Origin of the sequence: Algoriphagus sp. AK58 (assembly GCF_014324365.1) — a bacterium.
Classification (GTDB): Bacteria; Bacteroidota; Bacteroidia; order Cytophagales; family Cyclobacteriaceae; genus Algoriphagus.
Genome location: NZ_QEIG01000022.1, coordinates 22160 through 41979, shown reverse-complemented (window position 1 = coordinate 41979; position 19820 = coordinate 22160). Strand labels below are relative to the sequence as shown.

The following is a 19820-nucleotide window of genomic DNA, read 5'->3' as shown; positions in this document are numbered from 1 at the left end:
CTGACAAAAAATCACTCCCCCCTCCTTTCATTTTATATACCTGACCTCTATCTTTCGCTAGACCCTAAATTCTCTAGCTATTGTTTTCCTTTATTCACCGAATTGGCATTATGCTCGCCCTTTTGATAACTCTAGGGCTATGCAATTCGGTTTTTTCTCAAAAATTCACCTCCTCCCCCAATCCTGAATTTGACTCCTTAATCCTGAAAGCTTATGGACTTCGATTTATCAATTGGGACAGTGCAATGACCCTCATTGGAAAAGCTCAAAAATTTCCCGAGCTCAGTCCACTTCAGGAAATCATGATTGCCAATCAGCTGGGTTCTCTTTATTACATAAAGGGCGACTATCCGCTGTCGCTTCGTTTCTACAGCCAAGCCATCGAACTCCTCGAAACTTCCCCTGACCTTCCTCAAGAAGCTTTGGCTATGAACGGACGGGGACTGATTTATCTGAGCCAAGATGAGTTTCAGAAAGCAGCGGATATTTTTGAAAAATGTGTTCAGATCAATTTATCAATAGGTGATACAGGAAGAGTAGCAGCGAGCTATTTTAACCAGGGAATCGCATTTGATGAACTGAAAAATTACGACCTCGCCCTCGCTTCTCTTGAAAAAGCCATTGCGATTTCGGAAAAACTACCCGATCTCCAAATCAGGTATATGAGCTTCAACCGGCAAGGTCAAATCAAATTGGAACAAGGGGAATTGGAAGAAGCAAAACGACTGTTTTCCAAAGCACTTTTCGAAAATCCTAGCCCAAACAATTGGGAGCAAACCTTTGCCAATACCGGCCTAGGCATGATTGCTCTTCGGGAAAACAACCCTCAAGAAGCGGTTCAATTTGGTCTAAAAGCCTATGAAGCCGCCAAGTTGGTTAAGGCATTTTGGGACAAAGAAAGGGCCACAAGCTTACTTTCGGATGCCCATGAGCAGCTTGGTCAATACCGGGAAGCCCTGGAGTTTGCCCGACTCAACAAGTCCTATGCTGACAGTCTTTACAATCAGGACAAAAACGCTGAGGTGAGCTACCTTCAGCTTCAGCTTGCGGAAGCTGACAATGCCGCGCTAGAGCAAGCTAAGCAAATCAGCGACCAACGTGCTCAAATCAGCAACAGAACCATCCTTGGCCTCAGCCTGATCTTGGCCGTTTTAATGGTTGCTCTTTTCCTGTATCGCAGGTGGCTGAAAGAAAAAGAAAACCTTAATTCACAGTTGTTGGAGAAACAAAAAGAAATCATCCAGCAAAATGAAAAACTTAACCGCCTTAATGAGGAGAAAAACAAGCTTTTCTCCATTTTGTCCCACGATCTCAAAACACCGATCAACTCTATCCGCCAAATCTTGGAGCTTCAGTCTCTGAATCTTCTAAACCCGGAAGAAAAAAGAAAATCCGATGAAATGCTCGTCAGACAAGTCCAGCACACCGACCAAATGATGGATCAGTTGCTTCGTTGGGCGCATGCTCAAATGGAAGGAATAATTACCCAGCGGGATGCGGTCGATCTGAATACTATCATCCAAAAAAGTATTGCTCAAAACGATTTCGTGGCCTCTAAAAAGGAAATCCAGTTTGATTTCTCTCCGGATGATTCCCAACCCAAAATACTAGCTGACCGAACCCAAGCCCAAATAATCATTCAAAATTGCATTCAGAATGCTGTCAAGTTTTCCCATGTGGGCGGGAAAATACACCTATCTACCCTAGACCGGGAAAACCTAATCCGGCTGACCATTCGGGATGAAGGTGTTGGAATTCCTAAAAACAAACTTGCCGAAATTCAGGAAAAACGAAGCCCTGTCAACTCCTCAGAGGGCACAAACAAGGAACTGGGTACCGGACTCGGATTGCTACTCGTCAGACAATTCATCGAGATGAACGAAGGAAAGATTCAGATTGAAAGCGAGCCTGGAAAGGGAACGACGATCACTCTTACATTTGAAAAAGCAGCTTAACATGAATTCCCCCTACCTCTTTCAGACTAAAAGACTGGGTTTTAGACTTTGGCAACCCTTTGATCTGGATGATTTCACCGCCATCAATGCCGATCCTGAAGTCATGCGCTTTTTTCAAAAACCTTACACTCTTGAAGAAACCCAATCCATGATGGATCGGATGCAGCGGCTGTACGAAGAAAGAGGGCACTGCTACTTTGCCGTCGACCTGCTGGAAACCAAAGATCTGATCGGAACCATCGGACTGGGCTGGAAAACCTTCGAAGCAGACTTCACTCCCTGTGTGGACATCGGCTGGAGAATAGGAAAAAAATGGTGGAATCAAGGGCTTACAAGTGAAGGCGCTAAGGCTTGTCTCGACTTTGCCGGACAACTAGAAATCAAAGAAGTGTTTTCCTATGCTACAGCCACCAATCTTCCCTCTATCCAGGTGATGAAAAAAATCGGCATGCTCTTTTGCTATGAATTTGATTATTCAGAACTCAGGGACTATCCGGATCTGAGGCAATGTGTGCTATATAAAGCGATGCTGTGATTTAGATTTACGATTTTGGATTTAGGAATTACGAAATTCAGAGCAGCACCCAAGCTCCTCTCTCAAGCCATTCCTGTTTGATTTTTCAGCGTTGTCGATTTCTGATTTCACCCGACACTTGTTGGTTTTCAATCTTCCCAAATACTTCCTGACTCCAGGCAAAGAACTATTCCAAAGTTTGGAACTTTGGAAAAGCTGTAAACGGCGCCTCGCAACTTGATAAATGACGCAAGCTACTTGGATCTAAAGTCTATTCTCTTATGTCTTGCTTATTGATACCAACTACTTGATACTAAAAAAGCCACCCCCTTTCGAGGATGGCCTAGCTCCACCGCTACCCAGCTATCAGTTGGAGCTCTTCAAAAATAAACCTGCAATTCCCAATACTTCCTGCATAGAGAGTGGCTCATCCCAGGCTTCGGACACCCCTGCCGAATCGATACCAGTCAAATTTGAGACATTCACTCCCGCATGGGTGAGATTTTCTTCTCCGGCATAAATCCCGGCCGCTGCTGCCGGAAGAGTTCCGATCGAGTTGCCCGTGATCCATCCTTTTACCGTATCCTGACCTTTTTTGGTGCGTAGTCTTCGGATCATGGAGGCATGTCTTGCTTCTACCGAGTGAATGGACAAAGCCGCCGTCAGCACCACATCACTTTCCATCACATTGGCGGCCTGTCCTTTGTAGGCTCTCACTCCCGTATCCTCGAATGCCTGCGCCAAAGCGAGAAAAGTCGGATAGTCCTGAAATGGCCTAAAATTTCCTTCTGCTGTAAAATCAAAGTCAGGTTCCGCGACAGGCGTGCCGTTGAGCACACTGCCTATGACCTCTGTGAGAAATCTCACGTGAGCCAATTCATGATCCCTGATTTTCTGGATAATCGGCCTTTCAGCCATCGCTACCACACCTGAATCCAGCCCTAACTGATAATATCGGTATTCCAAATGCTCCAAAGTGAGTGCATAGTTGAGCACATTGATCAGAGAAGCCGTGTCAGCTTTGGCGATATGAGGAATCGAATTCAGGACAGAAAGTGGGACAGCTGCCAGCGCGATTTTCTTTCCAAAATCACCAAATTGGCGAAATGCATCCCTGCGGGAATAAAATCGGTCTTTGGCCTCTGCATCTTTGGTATCAGGACAAATCGTGTCCAATAGTTTCATCAAATTCATGATTTCTGATTTTTAGGATAAAAGATTAACTCGGCAATTGACTGAAGTCGATTTCAGTCTTCACAAACGCACTGGCAGCTGTAAGCACCTGCTGAAAATTGAGCGTACGCTCAAGCCCATTGGCATCAATCAGATCATCTCCGGCAAAATCCACCGAATTGGGATTAATCAGGTCGCGGATAGCCGCGGCATGACGAGCCTCCACGGAGACAATTTTCCCGGCAATCAACAATAGGTCCGCATTTGTCAAAAACTGCCCTGCCCCATTGTAAGCAGCCACTCCTAAGTCCTCAAAGGTCTTTGCAGCAGCCAACACAGCATTGCGGCTATTGAAATCAATACTGCTGAAGTCTACCTCTAGATCTCCGATGGCATTAGCACCTAAGGCCACTTTAAAAAACTCCCGATGGGCCCGCTCATGCTTTTCCAGGTCCCCCATGATGGTCTTTTCCTCGGCAGTAGCATTGGCAAAATAGCCTCCCTTCATGACCTCAGCATAAAATGCCGCTTCAAGCTGCTCCAGCGCATAAGCGTAATTGAGAATTCCCACATCACCCGAACCCAGATTCACCATACCTGGCATCGAGGGCATGCTATCCTCGTCGTTACATCCCATCAGCAGCAGTCCTGCCCCTGCAACAGTCAGCGACCCCATTTTGAGAAATTGTCTCCGGGGATTAGCCGTCTTCAGTCCTTCCGGCATAAATAATTCGTTTTTCATTAGTCTTGTGTTTAGGTTAAAATCCGGTTTAGAATTCCATGGAAAAATCTGATCATTGACCGATTTGAAAGGACTTACGAAGTGGAAGGATGAATTGGATTTTAGGAATTGAAAAAAATTGCAATTATTATTTTTTGCCAAAATCCAATTGAAACACCTCGGTTTTTGTCGAGGATTTTTAAAACGGCATGATTAAATTGATATTCATTTTTCTGATTATCAGAAAGTTTGATATCGGCACTCCGATGGGAGTTACTTGTTTACTAATAATTATTCACTTAACACAAACCCAAATTCCATGAAGTTTTTATCCAATACCCAAATCCTTGGGATAGCACTATTGCTATCTGTTCTGCTTATTTCAGGCTGTATGACCGAAGACAGCTCCACCACTGATCCTCTTCTTCCAGAAGTGAATACCGAGTTAAAAAATCCAGATCTTTGGCCAAATCCATTGGACAACTTGAGATTAGATCCTAGCACCCTAAAAATGCTGGCTGAACTACGTCAAGCAACGGTTCAATACCACGACATCAACGTAGCGCTGGAAGCTGGATACGAACAAGGTTCTGAATGTGTGTCATCTCCATCAGGAGCAATGGGGTTTCATTATGTGAATTTCGGTTGGGTGGATGGAGAATATGATCCCTACCAACCAGAAGCCTTATTGTACGAGATGGACCAACATGGCAAGATGCATCTTGTCGGTGTTGAATTCGTAGTGGTAGCAGATCTCTGGGATTTAGAAAATGAAATGATCCCAAATTTTGGAGTGCAGGAATTTGATGAAGCTTTCCCCCCTGCACCTTTACCCTTCCGAAATTATCAACTTCACGTTTGGGTTTGGAAAGGAAATCCAAATGGAATATTTACCAAGTTTAATCCGAATGTCAAGTGTAATTAATTCAAAAAAAGCCTTCTACAATCGGAAGGCTTTTTCATTTCCCTAATTCATATTTTTATCTTCAAGGCAATTAATCCCTGAATCATGAAATTTTCATTTTCCTTACTCCTTTCAATCTTTATCCAATTTGCAGTTTTCGCTCAATCCCCTTCTACCAGAGAAATGGACCGGATCAACTGGATGGAGTTTGCTGAATTTGTCCCCTCCAACATCAACACCGTCCTTCTTCCCACCGGCACCCTTGAGCCTCACGGAGTCATCAATAACGGTGCTGACAATACCGCTCCATTTGCTATGGCCAAGGCTATTGCCGCTGAGCTCAATGCGATGATCGCCCCGACTTTGAACTATGGCATCACCGGAAGTATGGCTGCCTACCCTGGAGCATTCCAAATCTCGGAAGAGGCCTATGCGCCCTTCGTGAGGGACATCCTCAAAGGACTGGCAAAAAATAAATTCAAAAATATCATCATTCTCAACGGGCATGGAGGAGGACAAACGGCCGTACTTCAAAAAGTGGCTGCAGAAGTGGCCAATGAGCTTGGCATCCGGACTTTAGTCATCAACTGGTGGTCTTACGCTTCAGATGTCACCATGGAGGTCTTCAAAGAAGATGGTGGACATGCAGGCCTAAACGAGACGGCTTACATCCAAGCCATTGATCCGACTTTGGTGCACAAGGACCGCTATAATTCAGATCAGGCCACTGCCTATCCCAAACCCAACACCTGGTCAGCCGTTCCTTTCCCTTCCTCCATTGGACTCTATCAAGAAGGTCAGGGCTACCCCAACTTTGACGAAAAACAGGCCAAGGAATACTTCCAAAAAGTCAATGCAAAAGTGGCAGGATTGATTAAGGAGACAATTCGAAAGTGGGATTTGGCAGGTCTCTAGGGTTCGAGGTTCATTAGTTCGGAGTTCGAGTTTCGTTGCTGTTCGGTGTTCGAAATTCAGCGTTCCGCGTTCAAAATTTTACAACTTTGAACATCGAACCAGGAACATCGAACTTCGTAGTCAATTCTAATTAGCTGCAACCTCTGTATGACCGACCAAACCTACCAAAACCTTCTCGCCGCCGATTTCAAACCGGGTGAATACGATTCCTGCACCTTTATCGCCTGCAATTTTTCTAATCTCAACTTCCATGGCTCAAGCTTTGAAAACTGCACCTTCCGTGACTGCGACCTGAGCAATGCCAAGGTCTTCAAAGTGGGTTTCCAGAATGTCAGGTTTGAGCGATGCAAAGTGCTTGGGGTGCATTTCAATACCGCTAATGCCTTTTTGATGGAATTTCAGTTTGACCACTGTCAACTGGACTACTGCAACTTCTTTAATCTTAAACTCAAAAAATCCCGCTTCATCCACAGCCGCCTGCTCGAAGTAGATTTCACCCAAGCCGAACTGCAAGAGGTGAGTTTTCAGGGTTCGGATCTCAGCGGGGCCGTTTTTGATAGAACGAATCTTGAAAAAGCCGACTTCAGAGAAGCGATGAATTACCAAATCGATCCGGAGATCAATAAGGTGAAAGGCGCGAGATTTGACTTGGAAGGTTTGCCGGGGCTTTTGGCTAAGTGGGGAATAAAAGTGGGGTAAAAGATCAATAACCAATTTTCAAATCCAATGATCAAGGAGGGTTTTCAATGACCAATGACCCTTGTACCCCCCGCCCCCCTTAAGTGGGAGATCTGAGAATAGTGGTTGTAGCTATTGAAAATTAAAAAAGCCAGCCTCAATCGAAGCTGGCTTTCTGAATTAATGAAAATCGACCTTATTTTTTAATCAGCCTTCCGGTCATTACCATCTTGCCAACCTGAATCTGAACCGTGTACATGCCCGGAGCCAGTCCGTTCACATCCAAAGTCTGGACAAAGGTCGCCTCTCGGGTAAACTGATCGCTGATCACCATCCTACCTACCGCATCAAATACCCTCAAGGATACTTGGGAAGGCTGATCCAGTTCTACCAAGACGTTGGCTCTGTCCTCTGCTGGATTAGGATAGATCAGGAACTCGCCAATTTTGAGTTCACGGAAGAGTGTGATGTCCTTGCTGATGGTCTGTCCCGCACGGTCGGTGCTGAATACGGTCAGCTTCATCTCTGCATCAGGCATTCCTGTTCCTTTCCAGATCAAGCGGTTACCTTCCACGGCCAAGTCCGGATGTCCTTCCACTCGGTAGGTATGGACATTATCCACAGGATCCACCGTACTAAGAAGACCAATCTGATCGCCTACTCTCAGCTGATTGGAAACAGACTTGCTGCTCAGCTCGATATCTAATGCCTTTGGCTTGTCCAAGACCAAGATATTCAATACAGGAGTCGAACTGAATCGAGCCTGAAGCTGAGGAGTGGATAAGGCTTTCACCTGATACATTCCCGGAGTCAGAGGTTCATAACCATCTTCAATCCAACTCAGACTTAGGTTTTCTTCCACTTCAATACCGGAAATCACTTCCTCAAAAGCAGTATTCCAAGGCACAGTCACCAGTTCAGGGTTTTGGAAATCCAATCTGGCTCCATTTCTTCTGATTCTTGGAGCGGTTCGGACAATTCTCACGGTAGCTCTTGCGGTGTTTCCGCTGGCATCCGCCACATTGATGGTCACATTATACGTCCCTGCGGTGGTAGTGATAGTTCCTGCCGGGATAGACTGGACATATGAATCTACCCCACAATTGTCAACAACAAATTCACTGAAATCAGGAATCTGATAAGTTTCACCTTCTGGCATAGTGAATTTAATATCCTTTGGAAGTCCAACAAAAGTAGGTGATGTCGCATCCTGAATAGTCACAAAAGCAGGTGCAGAAGCCGTGTTTCCGTTTACATCGGTTGCTGTAAGAATGACCTCTCTCGTACCCAAGTCTACACAGGTAAACTGTGTCACATTGATACTCAAGCTTGCTATTCCACAGGCATCCCGCGTTCCCCGATCGATCGCCCCCGGAGTCAAAGTGGCTGTCCCATCCGCTCCGAGTCTTAAGTTGATATTTTTAGTAGCCACGGTCGGTAATGTCTGATCCAAAACAGTTACTAGGATGGAGGTAGAGTTGGAATTTCCATTTTCATCCGTCGCCGTCAATTGAACGATAGGACTAACTGCCACATCTGCACAACCGAAGGTCAAGCGATCCAAGGCAAGTAATAGATTTTCTGGAGCTGTGAAATTATCCGTGGAACCGTTATTCACCTGTTCCGGAGTAATGGTTCCAAATCCATTGGCATCCAAAATCACTGTAACGGCCTGACCGATTGCTACCGGAGGCGTCATATCATTCAGTGTGATGCTGAAGGTTTCCGCCTCGGTCTCATTCAGGAATAGATCTGTGACGGTGAAGGTGAAGGAATCCGTTCTTGCCGTATTCACCGTGTTCTGATAGCTCAACTTGCCAGTGGCAATATCAGCCTGAGTGAAGATGTGGCCAATTTCTGCCACTGCTCCATCGAAGCTTAGGGTGCCAGCAAGCGGTAGAGACTTGATGGTAAATACCAGCTGATCTGCCGGTGACTCGTCATCATCTGCACTGAGGTCAGCTTGAGTAAAGGCTCTCGAGGCATCGGTGTCAAAGGTACCAGTCTGATTGACAAGCGTCGGAGGAGTATTGTCCAGAGTAAAGAACCCTGACTCTGCAAACTCCCCGCCTGCCAGAGCTCCGTCAATGGCTTGCAGGCTCCATTCAAAGGTCTTGCCTTTGTCCGCTTCGGAATAATTCCACTCATAGAAGGTATTCAAGGAAGCATTACCTAATCCTGGAAGCAATCTCCAGCCATCGCTTTCCAGTGCTTCAGGAGTTTTGGAATAGTTCGAAGACCCTACTTCACGGATAAAGAGGTTGTATGAAAGAGAATTCACCGGAGTCTCAGTATCCGAAGCAGCCCCCCATTCTAATCTCATTTTTTGCTCAACCGGATTCGGCATCGACACCAGATTCATTGGAGCGGTTGGCTTCGCATTGGCAGAACCTCCATTTTCTACATGGTTATTCAAATAGATCCTTGTTTTCAACTGGTAGGAACTATTAAGACCGGAAATAGCTATGTCCAAATCTCCATCTCCATCCAAATCTGCCCATCCACCTCGGGAAATCAGACCTAACTCCAAGTTAAGTGGCAGTTCTTCAAAAACATCTGAACCCTGATTTCTATATACTCTGGATATAAACCGTTGCTCTTCGGTTGGTTGAGTAAAGTCTATTCCTGAACTCAGGAGATCCAAATCTCCATCATTGTCAAAATCCCCCCATTTGATCATTCCCGCCCAGTGTGGCTGAATGTTCAGATTTACTGGAGTAAATTCATCACCTCCATCATTTCGATATAGACTGCTAAAGGCTTGCCAAGAAGAATTACGTCCTGAAATGAAAAGATCCAAATCCCCATCAGAGTCATAATCTCCCCAATCCATTGCAGGTTCAATAAATCCTGGTATCGGTGTAACCACTTCTGTAAAGGTATCCGCTCCGTCATTTCGGTAAAGTTTAGAAAGAGGAGTCCCATTGGGCTGATTTCCCGAAACAAACAAGTCTAAATCTCCATCCAAATCATAATCAACCCAATTTAAATTCCCCACATGTAGTTGCTCAAGCCCGGCATCAACTTCAACAAACTGGTTACCTCCCTCATTTCTATATAATTTGGTGATAGGTATGTAAAGATTTGTGCCTTGGTCAATTCCCAAATCTCCAATTACTGCCAAATCCAAATCACCATCATTATCAAAATCACCCCAAGATCCGGTTCCTTGTCTAAGGCCAATAAGATTTGCCTGGATGTCAACAAATCCATCTGGGCCATTATTTTGGTAAATTCTACTAGCAAGGGTGCCGTCAACCAATCCATTTGTGAAGAAATCCAAATCTCCATCTCCATCGTAATCTCCCCATGGGGATTGGGTATTGATGGATTGGACTCCAATCTGCTGATCAATGGCACTGAAGGCTCCAGTTCCGTCGTTTTCAAAAAATCCGGCCAGTTGAGAAAAACTATTAAATGAGAAATCAAGATCCCTATCTCCATCCAAATCCCCAAGATCCATAATTCCCTTGTCTGAAATTGTAGCCACCAAATCAAATGCTGCTCTTGGCGCTACCTCATCCAACACCCCATGAATCCTTACCGCACCGCTTCGCTTTTCTCCATCGAACCTGGTAAAAGAACCAATAGCCAAAAGCTTACCGTCACTCTGCTGCAACACTTTCTGAACATTTCCATTAGCTCCCAAACCAAAATCATATCGAGTGTCCAAAGATCCATCTGGATTGATGGCAACAATTCGATTGGCAGGCTGACCATTATAGGTGGTAAAACCTCCACCCACGAATAGTCCTCTATCCCTTCTGGAAAATACAGTGCGGATGAAGCCTGGAGGAAATCCCCCTCCCGTATTAAAGCTGGTATCCAAAGAACCATCCCGATTGATTCTGGCTATTCCATTAATAGTTGTTCCGTTGAAGCTTGTAGGCCCTACAATTACAATTTTCTGATCATCCTGAATCGTCAAATCCCAAGCTTGACCAATTAAAGTTGCTGAAATGGAGGGATCTGCCGAACCATCAGGATTGAGTCTAAAAAGCCTAAACTCGAAAGCATCCGGGGAAACATTTGCCCCAAAGACAATTTTTCCATCTTCCTGAATCCCCAAGGGTAAACCGCTTCGGAATTTGGGTACACCGGGAACAAAACTAGAATCCAAACTTCCATCCGGGTTTAATCGAACAATTGCGTTCACAGGGACAGAGTTGTACCCATTAAAATCTCCTACAACCACAATTTTACCGTCTTTCTGGACCGCGATATTCCTGACTAAGGTATTGAATTGTAACCCTGTGAATCCGGTCCCGGTTTGGAACGAATCATCTACTGAGCCATCTTCATTGAGTCGTACCAATTTTTGGATCGTTTGACCATTAACTTGAGAAAAATTTCCACCCAATAGCAATTTGCCATCAGCTTGTTTGGTCATTACATAAACTTGTCCGTCGGTTTGGGCAACAAAACTCTCATCACGGGTACCATCTGGGAAGAATCGGGCAATATTTCCTATCTCAATCCCGTCAAAGCGATTGAACACTCCACCTACATAAAATCTACCATCCTCTTCCACTAATCCCGTAGATGCAAATGGAGGTGAAATCGCCCCTCCCCCTTCGGAATACAATGCCTTGAAATTCAGGGAACAATCCACTTCTCCCAGTCCTTGACTGTTGCCGGTGATGATAATTTCTTGGGTTTGCGTGCTCTCATTTCCCGCAGCATCCCGGTAGGTCCAAGTAATCAAAGTAGATCCTACTTGATTAAGCGGGAAAATGGACAAATCGGTCGTTGCGGTTACCGCACCATCCACAGCATCTGTTGCTGTAGGCGCTATCAGTTCATCGGCATTGATTCCGCATTGGGATTGGATAGGAGCGAGCGTCCCAACGTTAGGTACGGGTGGAGTGGTGTCGCCTTGATTGGTACTGATTCCATGTATTCTGGCGATATTCACTCTTGTAGTGCCATTATAAGTGGTGAATGCTCCACTGATTAAAATTTTACCATCAGGATATCCTTTTAGGTCAGACACTGTTCGGTTTGCGCCTGTTCCAAAATTGAATTGGGTATTTCTACTCCCATCAGAATTAATGCTCACCAGATTAGTTGCAGTAGTACCGTTGTAGGAGGAAAAAGTACCTCCAGCTATAATTTTATCTGATGAGTAAATGAGGATTAAGCCGACCGAGCCATCAAAGCCAGTTCCTGGATTAAAAGATGTATCCAAGGTTCCATTTGAATTAAGCCTTGCAATTCTGTTCCGGGAAATTCCGTCAAAGTTTGTAAATGCTCCACTAATATAAATTTTACCGTCATCAGCCACCTTTATCTCTGAAATACGATTGTTTGCTCCAAAGCCAGGATTAAAAGAAGTATCTCGAGTGCCATCAGCATTAAACCGGGCAATTCTTCCGACCGCATTGGAGAATTCTCCTGAAACTAAAATTTTGCCGTCCGGTTGAACGGCAACATCGCTCATCGAGGTTGCGCCAAGGTTGCTGGGGGTATAAGTAGAATCATCAGTTCCATTTGAATTCAGAAGTACATACCTCTGCCGGTTTAAACCATTAAAAATGGTAAAATCACCGATGACAATGATTTTACCATCTGATCGAACTTCAATTTTTGAAACAGTATTGTTTGGACCTGAGCCAATATTAAATGTTGGATCCACACTCCCATCCGAATTTAGACGAACCATACGATTAGCAGGAACTCCGTTCACCGAACTAAAAATTCCTGCCATCAGGATTTTACCATCAGGTTGTTCCCTTATAGCATCTATGGTGGTAAAATCTGGTACAACTGCAGGATTGAAGGAAGCATCCCTACTGCCGTCTGCATTAAATCTAGCAACCGAAGTTACTGCAAAACCATTTATGGTATTGAAGGATCCTACCGCGAGGATTTTCCCATCTGATTGAACCCACATAGAAGAAATGGATGAGGGATAAGGAAAGCCCCCTTCCAAAAATTGGATATCACCCGCATTAAAACTCACATCCAATTCCCCTGGATTTTGAGCGGATACCCATCCCGAGAAGGATGCCAAAAAGAGAAGTAAGAGTAGTGCTTTTTTCATGTGTCTGTGTTTTTGTTGATTTTTTTTGATGGTCAAATCCGCTTGTCTAAAAAATATCACGCCGTAGGAATGAAATTACATCTTCGTCGAACCTCAGGACAGGGTGAGTTTGAAGTCGGTAGCGATGAGCAAGAAATCGGAAGAATCCGGGGTGCATTTGGTCTTTGGATCTTCCTATTCCTATCAGGAAAGATTTATCTGAATCATAGGAAGGTCCTCTGTCTTCCGAGACTTGACCTTGGCATTCCCCTTTTTGGAAATCTGCTCTTCCTAATCCTATCATGTTGTATCTAACCTTATCCATTTGCATCAGATGCATCACGAGTAAAAATCTTTAATCCTTCCCCTAAAATTTCTTGATCAATTCACCGAAAAATCTTGCACAAACGACTATTAATTACTTGTTTAGGAAAGATTATTTGGCAAATCGATAGTAATACCAAACAGAAGCAAGTGTTTATCCCCTTCACTCCACCTGTCAAAATTTGCTGATGTCATCTGGGAATCAAATACCTAGAAGTAAGTAATTTGTACTTAAAGTGTAATAAACTGTAGTTTGTGAGTCCATTTTTCTCCTTGGCGGTTCGTGTGGTGAGTTGGGTTTCGGCCTTTCCGATTCTGTTTTTACTTTTTTCCCTAAATCCATCAGAAGAAAAATCGACCTCCATTCCTTTTTGGGTTTTTACCGATGAGGGTCAGTCAGTTTCGGAAGCATGGAAGGATATTCCTGAGGAGTATATCACCCAGGGTCGGTTCAATCCTGGCATCCAACTTCATAGCTGGTGGGTAAAGACCGTGGTGAAAAATGAGTCTTCTGCCAAGGATCGCTTGTTTCTGATCTTGAACAATCCGCACATCAACCGGATCGAAGTCTATTTCAACGGAAGTCAAGAGCCCCAATGGATCACCGGAGACCGTTTCCCCTTTGATTCCAGACCTTACTCGAGCAGGGACTTTGTCTTTCCATTCGAACTGAATCCTGATGAACAGGTAACCGTATTGATGAAGCTGGATAAGCGTGGGGAAACGTTTCATATCGATCCGGAGCTACTTCCAGAAAATGACTTTGCCGAAAGGCGACGAACCGAGCACATCATGATGGGGCTAGTAGGGGGTTGGATGCTATTGGTAGTAGTTTTCACGCTTTTCTTCTGGTCCGAACTTCGGGACAGAAGTGCGTTTTATTATGCCCTGTATATCCTATTGGTGTTTCTGTGGATTTTTGCCCATTGGGGGATGGCATACCAGTTTCTTTGGCCTGAGGCAGTGACTTGGGTAGGCAAATCCAGACCGATCCTCAACCTGGCCTCATTCATATTCTTATTACTCACCATTATTAATTTTTTTCCTCCTACTGGCATCTGGAGACCTTTTGAGTTAGCCTTTAGAATAATGATTTGGACGAATACCGCTTTACTTTTGGCGTTTTTGGTGATTCCTGAGGAAGTCCCCTCCCCTGAGGTGGTCGCCTTTTTCCTCAAAGTAGTTTTGATTTTATCTGCAGTCCAGGTTTTGATAGTTGTAAGCTATTTAATCGTTCAATACAAAGCGAAAACACCTTTTGCAGGCTTCTATCTCTCCGGGATAGCCTTCCTGATGGTTTTTTCTTTATTGATTTATTTGGATCAAGCTACGGGTGCAGTACTGCTCTCCCATACACTTCTCAATTTTGGAAGTGCATTTGGACTGATGGGAGAAACAGCATTGATTTCATTTGCCTTTATGAGACAAGCCTCTTTGGAGAAAAAGGAAAAGGAAAAGCTGGCAGTCAAAATCCTAACACGGGAAAAGGAAATCGCCGACCAAATCATTTTGGCTCAGGAAGAAGAGCGAAACCGTTTGGGAAGAGACCTGCATGATGGATTACTAGGATTTCTCGGAAGCGCCCATCTGAAGGTGCAGACGCTGGTTGACAAATTTCCATATCCTGAATTGCTGGAGCTGAAAAATCAACTTAACGAAGGAATCAGGGAAACCCGTGTGCTTTCCCATGACCTGACTCCTCCCTTGTTGGAAGAGTTTGGACTCGAACAATCCCTTCGCAACAAACTGGTGGAACTCGAGCAAAGCGGCGCCTTTAAAACCTCTCTTTTTGCAAAACTACACTTCGACGTCAGCAAATCCATCCAAGTCACCGTGTATCGGATTTGTATGGAATTAATCCATAATGCTCTGAAGCATTCCAAAGCCCAAGAACTCCATATTTCGCTGGAAACCACCCCAGACGAACTTATCCTGATGGTTGAGGATGATGGTATAGGATTCGATCCCGAAGCGAAAAAGAAAGGAATTGGACTAAAAAACATCGAAAACAGGGTAAACTACCTAAAGGGCACTCTTCAGATCGATTCAAAATCAGCAGGAACGAGCATTCTTATCCTAATCCCCCTATCCCCCAACCCAAATGAGTAAAATCCGAATCCTTCACATCGACGACCACATCCTTTTCACTCAGGGAATCCAATATCTGCTTTCCGAAAATCCGGCATTTGAGTGGATTGGAGGAGCTTCCTCGGGCAAAGAAGGGGTGGAAAAAGCCCTGAAGTTTAAGCCGGACCTGGTCATCGTCGATTATTTTATTCCTGAAACCAACGGGGTCGACATAGGGACAGAAATCCTAAAAACCCTCCCTAAGACCAAACTGGTGCTGTTGACTATGGAAAACAGCTATCTGATCATACAAAGTGCGAGGGAAAAAGGATTTTCAGCTTGGATTTCCAAGGCTGCTGAAAAGGACGAACTCTTGTCCACACTGGAAAGAGTGTGCAGGAGTGAGGAAAAAATTTTCCCGGAACAGGTTTCCATTCAAGTCAGTCCCATCCAGGGAAATTATAAGTTTGATCAATTGACCAAAAGGGAGCGTGAAATCCTTCTCCTGATCACCCAAGGTTATACTTCCCAAGAAATTGCAGACAAACTGTACCTCAGCTTGCTGACTGTGAATACCCACCGCAGAAATCTGCTCAGTAAACTGGGAATCAAAAATTTCGCCCAGTTATCGGGAGGTTCGGGATTGGGGAAATTGATGGAAAAAAAGAGTTGAGGACCTAATTCCAATTACTCGGTCTGAAATCGTGAAGCTCTTTTTGGGAATTGGAATCCCTTATTCCACCCATCTCCCATTTGACCATAAAAAAACCGGACCTCTCAGCCCGGCTTTTTCAAATGACTAATTTTCAATCGCATTCCAAAAAAATGGCAACAATTCCCAAGATTCAATCCACTTGATCATTGGTGATTGAGATATGCGAATTGTTCCTTGAACTCATTTCTTCATATATGCATCCCTTACTGCCTTAAATTCAGAGCCATCTTTCCAGCCCGGCCACTTGTCAGACTTGGAGAGGTTTTTTCCTACATTATAGAGTAGCTGCACATCGTCTACTGCACCGTCCAGGTTCCAGCGGGAAGTATCGTATTCGTCGGAAGCTTTATGATAATACTGTGCCGTATATTCATCCTGAAGCTGCTTTCCGTATTCTTTGCCCTTTTCGAAATGATCAATGCCGGTACCGAAATACAAGGCAGGAATCCCGATTTTGGCGAAGTTGAAATGGTCAGAACGGAAATAATACCCAGCTACCGGATTGGGTTCTGGAGCACTGTATCTTCCCAACTTTTCCAATTCCACATTGAGTAAATCCTCCATTTCAGACTGACCCACTCCGATAATGGAGACATCTTTCATTTTCCCATACGGATTGATACCGTCCATATTGATGTTGGCCACGGTTTTTTCCTTAGGATAAATCGGGTTTTGAGCATAGTAAGCCGAACCCCAAAGTCCCTGTTCCTCGGCAGTTACGGCAAGGAAAACAACGGTTCGCTCTGGCTGAGCGTCTGCTTTGAAAGCTTTGGCCAAGGCCAAAAGTGCGGCTGTACCGGAAGCATTGTCCAGCGCCCCATTGTAGATGGAGTCTCCTGTCTCATCAGGTTTGCCTATGCCCAAGTGGTCCCAATGAGCGGAGTAAATGATCACCTCTTCCGGTTTGGACTTGCCGGTCACCTTTGCCACTACGTTTTGAGAGACATTGTATTCTGCTTTTACCCGAATGGAAGCACTTGCCTTAATTCCCATCGGGATGGGCTCAAAGTCATCCTTTCTTGCTTTGGCCAACAATTCTGATTCTTTCATCCCGGTGAGTTCGAAAAGCTTGTTGGCAGTGGGAAGGGTAATCCATCCTTCGAAGCCCAACTTGTATTTTTCCTGTCCTCGGTCATCGAGGTAAAGTTTGGAGGCATTCCAGCTGTTTTGAATCACGTTGAAGCCATATCCTGCCGGAATGGTGTTGTGCACGATCAGACAGCCCAAGGCACCCTGACGGGCGGCTTCTTCAAATTTATAAGTCCAGCGACCATAGTAGGTCATGGTATTTCCCTTGAAAAGAGAGGCATCCTCTGTCCCAAACCCTGGATCATTGACCAAGACTACCACGATTTTTCCTTTTACATCCAGGTTTTTATAATCATTCCAGCCATATTCCGGTGCCACGATTCCAAAGCCCGCAAAAACCACTTCCGCATTTTCGACAGAAACCAAACTATCTGTGCGCTGAGTCCAGATCACAAAATCCTTCAGGCCTTCTGCCGTTAGATTTCCCTTGGAGCCTATAAACTCCATTTTCTCAGAAGGGCTGCTGGTGACTGAAACCATCGGAACATCCTGAAAATAGGAATCTCCGTTTCCCGGCTCCAATCCAAGTTTTTTGAATTCCTGCTCCAAAAAAGCGGTGGTGATTTTTTCGCCTTCCGTAAAGGGCATTCTGCCCATAAACTCATCGGAAGAGAGGGTAATCAGATGGGGTTCAAGATCCGAGACCTGAAACTGATAATGGGAATTTTGCTTGCTACAGGCTACCAAAGTAGCGGCGAGGCAAAGCACTAGTAGTGATTTTTTCATAGGTGATGAGTTATTCTAAAGACAAATAACGGCTCGAAGTTAAACTTTTAGATCTTGATTTCCTGACTGATAAATCCAAATTGCATCTTTCATATTGGATTGCCTGAATTTTGACTTACCTTTGTAACCGGCGGCACGACCAGCTCCTGCTGAATCCCCCAGGTCCGGAAGGAAGCAAGGGTAGGCGGTTGTAGCGGTGCGATGCCGCCTCTTTTTTTGCCCTTCTCGGCCAAATCCCCTCCCCGATTCAATTTCTAATCCTGAATTATCTTCTAACTTTGCCCAAAGCCTCTACTTGGGGTGAATATGCTTTTGAAAAATTCTTAACCAAAAAACCTATTCCCATGAAGTTCTTTATTGACACTGCCAACCTCAGCGAAATCCGCGAAGCCTACGATTTGGGCGTATTGGATGGCGTGACTACCAATCCTTCCCTGATGGCCAAAGAAGGCATCACCGGTGACGAAAATGTAAAAGCCCACTACAAGGCAATCTGCGATATCGTGGATGACAAAGTGAGTGCGGAAGTGATCGCCACAGATTATGAGGGAATGATCAGAGAAGGAAAAGAATTGGCTAAAATCGATGACAAAATCGTAGTCAAAATCCCAATGATCCGAGACGGTGTGAAAGCACTGAAATATTTCAAAAGTGAAGGTATCCGTACCAACTGTACCTTGATCTTCTCTTCCGGTCAGGCCTTATTGGCTGCTAAAGCTGGTGCCTCTTATGTTTCCCCATTTATAGGAAGACTGGATGACATCTCCTATGACGGTTTGGAGCTGATCGGACAGATTGTACACATCTACGGAAACTATGGCTACGAAACCGAGGTTTTGGCTGCATCCATCCGCCATACCATGCACTTGATCAAGTGTGCCGAAATCGGAGCCGATGTGGCTACCTGCCCACTTAAAGTCATTACGGGATTGCTCAAGCATCCGCTTACCGACTCCGGACTGGCACAGTTTCTGGCAGACCATGCCAAAGCAGCCGGAAAATAAAACTCACTGGAGGCTGAATCTGAAAAGACTCAGCCTCTTTTTCACTCCTGATTTATGTATATCATCAAAGTAAAAGGAAAAGCAAAAATCCCTGATTACATCCAGATTCGGGACGAGAATTTTGTTCTCGTGGCTTACTTCAGAGCTGATCGGCCTTTAAAAAGCGTGGAAAAATTCGGCTTGGAAGGAAAGGAAGAACAGCTCGAGGAGTTGATCAAAAACCTTCCTTTCGGAAAACTTCAAAAACTAGATCTCTAAACCAATGGATTTCAGTACCCATCCTGTGTTGTCGATGACGCAGGCAACCATTTTTCAGGGTGAAAACCCAGTATTGACAGACGTTAACTTCTCTGTAGAGCAGCATGAGTTTGTATTCCTGATCGGAAGAACCGGAAGCGGAAAAAGCTCCTTGCTGAAAACCCTTTATGCAGATCTCCCGCTGAAAGCAGGTCATGCGGAAGTGGTTGGCTACAATCTTTCCAAAATAAAAACCAAGGAGGTCCCTTTCCTTCGAAGAAAAATCGGCATCATTTTTCAGGATTTTCAACTATTTACGGATCGGTCGGTCAGTGAAAATCTTGCCTTTGTCCTAAAAGCAACCGGTTGGACGGATTCTTTGAAGATCAAAGAACGAATCAGTGATGTATTGCTTCAAGTGGGACTCGTAGACGCATTGAATAAAATGCCACATCAACTATCAGGCGGAGAGCAGCAGCGCATCGTGATTGCCCGAGCTTTATTGAATAACCCCTCCATACTCCTGGCAGACGAACCTACAGGAAACCTGGACCCAGATGTGGCAGATGGGATTTTCAAACTTTTCCAGGAAATCAACAAACAAGGAACTGCCATCCTTATGGCAACCCACAACCACGAATTGCTCCGAAAATTCCCATATAGGGTCTTAAAATGTGAAAAAGGAAAATTGCTGGACAGTCAATTGCACGATGTTTCATTTGGTTCTTCCTTTTGAGAAAAAATTTTTCTTACTTCCTTGTGAACAAGACGCAAAA

At 44.7% G+C, this 19820-nt stretch carries 14 protein-coding genes and 1 other RNA gene; 11 read left to right on the top strand and 4 right to left on the bottom strand.

The window, feature by feature from the left end:
• Window positions 1–80 precede the first annotated feature (80 nt).
• Both DDT91_RS18070 and DDT91_RS18065 read left to right on the top strand, forming a co-directional pair.
• Window positions 81–1955, top strand: coding sequence for a tetratricopeptide repeat protein (locus tag DDT91_RS18070; protein WP_187177598.1), 1875 nt, complete (start codon window positions 81–83; stop codon window positions 1953–1955).
• A gap of 1 nt (window position 1956) precedes the next feature.
• Window positions 1957–2490: a GNAT family N-acetyltransferase gene (locus tag DDT91_RS18065; RefSeq protein WP_187177597.1), complete on the top strand. Its 534-nt coding sequence runs from the start codon at window positions 1957–1959 to the stop codon at window positions 2488–2490.
• A gap of 345 nt (window positions 2491–2835) precedes the next feature.
• Here the strand turns inward: DDT91_RS18065 and DDT91_RS18060 are convergent, their stop codons facing one another.
• Window positions 2836–3663, bottom strand: a complete 828-nt coding sequence (locus tag DDT91_RS18060) for a ferritin-like domain-containing protein (RefSeq protein ID WP_187177596.1) — start codon at window positions 3661–3663, stop codon at window positions 2836–2838.
• Window positions 3664–3688: 25 nt separating this feature from the next.
• Window positions 3689–4384, bottom strand: coding sequence for a ferritin-like domain-containing protein (locus tag DDT91_RS18055; RefSeq protein WP_187177595.1), 696 nt, complete (start codon window positions 4382–4384; stop codon window positions 3689–3691).
• A 298-nt stretch (window positions 4385–4682) separates the two neighbouring features.
• Here DDT91_RS18055 and DDT91_RS18050 point away from each other — a divergent pair, with 298 nt between their 5' ends.
• The 3 genes from DDT91_RS18050 (at window position 4683) to DDT91_RS18040 (ending at window position 6881) form a co-directional block, all read left to right on the top strand.
• Window positions 4683–5288, top strand: coding sequence for a hypothetical protein (locus tag DDT91_RS18050; protein WP_187177594.1), 606 nt, complete (start codon window positions 4683–4685; stop codon window positions 5286–5288).
• A gap of 84 nt (window positions 5289–5372) precedes the next feature.
• A complete protein-coding gene (locus DDT91_RS18045) occupies window positions 5373–6182 on the top strand; it encodes a creatininase family protein (protein WP_187177593.1) in 810 nt (269 codons plus the stop codon).
• 147 nt (window positions 6183–6329) lie between these two features.
• Window positions 6330–6881 carry a pentapeptide repeat-containing protein gene (locus tag DDT91_RS18040; protein WP_187177592.1) on the top strand — a complete coding sequence of 184 codons (552 nt, stop codon included), beginning with the start codon at window positions 6330–6332 and terminating at the stop codon, window positions 6879–6881.
• Between the two features lie 175 nt (window positions 6882–7056).
• Here DDT91_RS18040 and DDT91_RS18035 read toward each other — a convergent pair whose 3' ends face one another.
• Window positions 7057–12903: an FG-GAP-like repeat-containing protein gene (locus DDT91_RS18035; RefSeq protein WP_187177591.1), complete on the bottom strand. Its 5847-nt coding sequence runs from the start codon at window positions 12901–12903 to the stop codon at window positions 7057–7059.
• A 558-nt stretch (window positions 12904–13461) separates the two neighbouring features.
• Here DDT91_RS18035 and DDT91_RS18025 point away from each other — a divergent pair.
• Complete coding sequence (locus tag DDT91_RS18025) at window positions 13462–15315, top strand: 7TM-DISM domain-containing protein (protein ID WP_187177589.1); 1854 nt, start codon at window positions 13462–13464, stop codon at window positions 15313–15315.
• Window positions 15308–15946, top strand: coding sequence for a response regulator transcription factor (locus DDT91_RS18020; RefSeq protein WP_187177588.1), 639 nt, complete (start codon window positions 15308–15310; stop codon window positions 15944–15946). The genes DDT91_RS18025 and DDT91_RS18020 overlap by 8 nt, the downstream gene beginning before the upstream one ends.
• A gap of 222 nt (window positions 15947–16168) precedes the next feature.
• Here the strand turns inward: DDT91_RS18020 and DDT91_RS18015 are convergent, their stop codons facing one another.
• The gene (locus DDT91_RS18015) at window positions 16169–17803 is read right to left on the bottom strand and encodes a M28 family metallopeptidase (protein ID WP_187177587.1); all 1635 of its coding nucleotides are present in this window, start codon (window positions 17801–17803) and stop codon (window positions 16169–16171) included.
• Window positions 17804–17929: 126 nt separating this feature from the next.
• Here DDT91_RS18015 and ffs point away from each other — a divergent pair.
• The 4 genes from ffs (at window position 17930) to DDT91_RS17995 (ending at window position 19780) form a co-directional block, all read left to right on the top strand.
• Window positions 17930–18018: signal recognition particle sRNA small type (gene ffs / locus DDT91_RS18010), an RNA gene on the top strand.
• 129 nt (window positions 18019–18147) lie between these two features.
• Window positions 18148–18807: a fructose-6-phosphate aldolase gene (gene fsa, locus DDT91_RS18005; protein WP_187177586.1), complete on the top strand. Its 660-nt coding sequence runs from the start codon at window positions 18148–18150 to the stop codon at window positions 18805–18807.
• Between the two features lie 54 nt (window positions 18808–18861).
• Window positions 18862–19065 (top strand): fructose-6-phosphate aldolase, encoded by a 204-nt coding sequence (locus DDT91_RS18000; protein ID WP_187177585.1) that lies wholly within the window; start codon window positions 18862–18864, stop codon window positions 19063–19065.
• A gap of 4 nt (window positions 19066–19069) precedes the next feature.
• Entirely contained in the window at window positions 19070–19780 is a 711-nt protein-coding gene (locus DDT91_RS17995) for a cell division ATP-binding protein FtsE (RefSeq protein ID WP_187177584.1), read from the top strand.
• The last annotated feature ends 40 nt before the right edge of the window (window positions 19781–19820 follow it).